2 protein-coding genes and 1 pseudogene are annotated in these 1575 nt (G+C 67.7%); all 3 read right to left on the bottom strand.

Annotated elements, in window-relative coordinates:
• A partial coding sequence (locus Q673_RS0117985) for an STY4528 family pathogenicity island replication protein (protein ID WP_031217545.1) occupies positions 1-485 on the bottom strand: 485 nt, incomplete at its 3' end.
• Positions 485-1087 carry a DUF2857 domain-containing protein gene (locus Q673_RS21510; protein WP_023004696.1) on the bottom strand — a complete coding sequence of 201 codons (603 nt, stop codon included), beginning with the start codon at positions 1085-1087 and terminating at the stop codon, positions 485-487. The genes Q673_RS0117985 and Q673_RS21510, both read right to left, overlap by 1 nt.
• A pseudogene (locus Q673_RS36680) lies at positions 1084-1575 on the bottom strand (hypothetical protein); the annotation flags it as partial. The gene Q673_RS21510 and the pseudogene Q673_RS36680, both read right to left, overlap by 4 nt.

Genomic DNA, 1575 nt, shown 5'->3' with positions numbered 1-1575 from the left:
GCGGGCGAGAGCGGCTCGTCGTGCAGGATATAGACGTTGCCGATAATGCGGCCGTTCTGCGCGTTGCGCGCGCGGTGCCCGAGGCTGACCCATCGGGTCAGGCGAAGCACAGCGATAACGCGGGCGACCGTGGCCCTCGACGCCTTCTGGCCCGGCGCCCCCCGCAGCAAGGGCTGCAGCTCGTCGTAGGTCGGCACCGCGGTGGTTCGGTCCGGATTGACCAGCATGCGCATCATCTGCCAGCCAAGCTTGTCGACGTGCCCGAGGCGCGGATCCAGCAGCAACGACCGCGGCACGGTCTCATGGGGGTTCCCGAAGAACAGCAGGCCATCGAGGCCCGAGGATGCGGCTTCTCCAGACTGCCCAACCTCACCGTTCACAACGGAGGACGCCGGGGACTCGCCCCGGCGCTGGGTCAGCTCGGAAGCCGCCTGGCCAATCAGGCGATCCAGCCCCTTCCGAGTGGCATCGCGTAACTGCACCATCACCGCTCTCCTTCAGGTGACGCCCACTCTTCGGCCGGCGGCGCCGTGCGCGGCTGGCCGGGGTCGACCCACTGCTTGACCAGGTGCCACACCACCGCCAGCGGGATATCGGTCTCCTCAGCGAGGGTCACCATACCCTGCAGGTCATCGGTCGCCTTGGGATCCAGGGCAATATGCTGCCAGCGCTCCCAGGCATCGTGCTCAGCCTGCTCCGACGGCATCGCCAGCCGCCCCTGGCGCGGCGCGATGCCCAACAACTGACGGCGCGTCGAGCAGTCGTTGCCGGTCAGGCCGAAGAACGCTCCCATCATGCTGACGCTGGCCCCCAGCCTCAGGCAGCGGTCGATCAGGGTCTCACGGTCCTGGTCACGATCGATGCGCGCCAGGACGCCGCGCAGTGCGGCGTGATCCACCGAGAAGCGCGCTACCACTGGTCCTGCGCAGGCCAGCGAGTCGATATCGCTCGCTCTCAGTCGCCGCAGGGTGCGCAACTCATCCTCACTGAAGCCGAGGGCCAGCGCACGGCGCATGTTGCCCTCACGAAGAAACCCCATGACCTGGCTGAGCAGCGCCTGATTCAGGTTGGCGGATGAAGAGCTCATGACTGGGCCTCCTGTTGTCCCTGCAGGTGTTCACGAAGGCGGCGAATCAGCCGCACCAGACGGAAGAAACGAAGCAGTACCGCATCGTCCCAGGCGCTCTCAGCGCCCTCTTCCCGATGGGTGCCCAGCAGCGCTCCCCACAGGGTGGCATCGGCGGGGTACTCGGGATTGAGCTCGCCGCGCAGGCTGGCCAGCGCCTGCCAGGCGAAGCGGGCACGGCGGTCGGCCGCCTCGGGCAGTGGGTTGAGGTCGAAGCCGATGCCGTCGTCATCGGCGATCACCACGTCGCTGCCGCCGAAGCCGCCCCAGCGGGCGATGACCTGCACCAGTTCACGGATACGAATACGCAGTGAGCGAGGCTCATCCTCGACGCCTTCGATAAACCAGACGTCGGCAATGGGCGGGGTGGTCTCACCGGAGAGCACCGGTGCCGCCAGGGGAGCCAGCTGCTCGAAGTCGAAGCTGGGCACGCCGAGCTCGCTGGCCAG

Origin of the sequence: Halomonas sp. PBN3 (assembly GCF_000475415.1) — a bacterium.
Classification (GTDB): domain Bacteria; phylum Pseudomonadota; class Gammaproteobacteria; order Pseudomonadales; family Halomonadaceae; genus Halomonas; species Halomonas shengliensis.
This window is presented reverse-complemented; position numbering and strand designations above follow the sequence as displayed.

Bases quoted from the DNA above. Each gene is read 5' to 3' on its own strand.
- Q673_RS21510 (WP_023004696.1), bottom strand. From the start codon at position 1,087: ATGAGCTCTTCATCCGCCAACCTGAATCAGGCGCTGCTCAGCCAGGTC.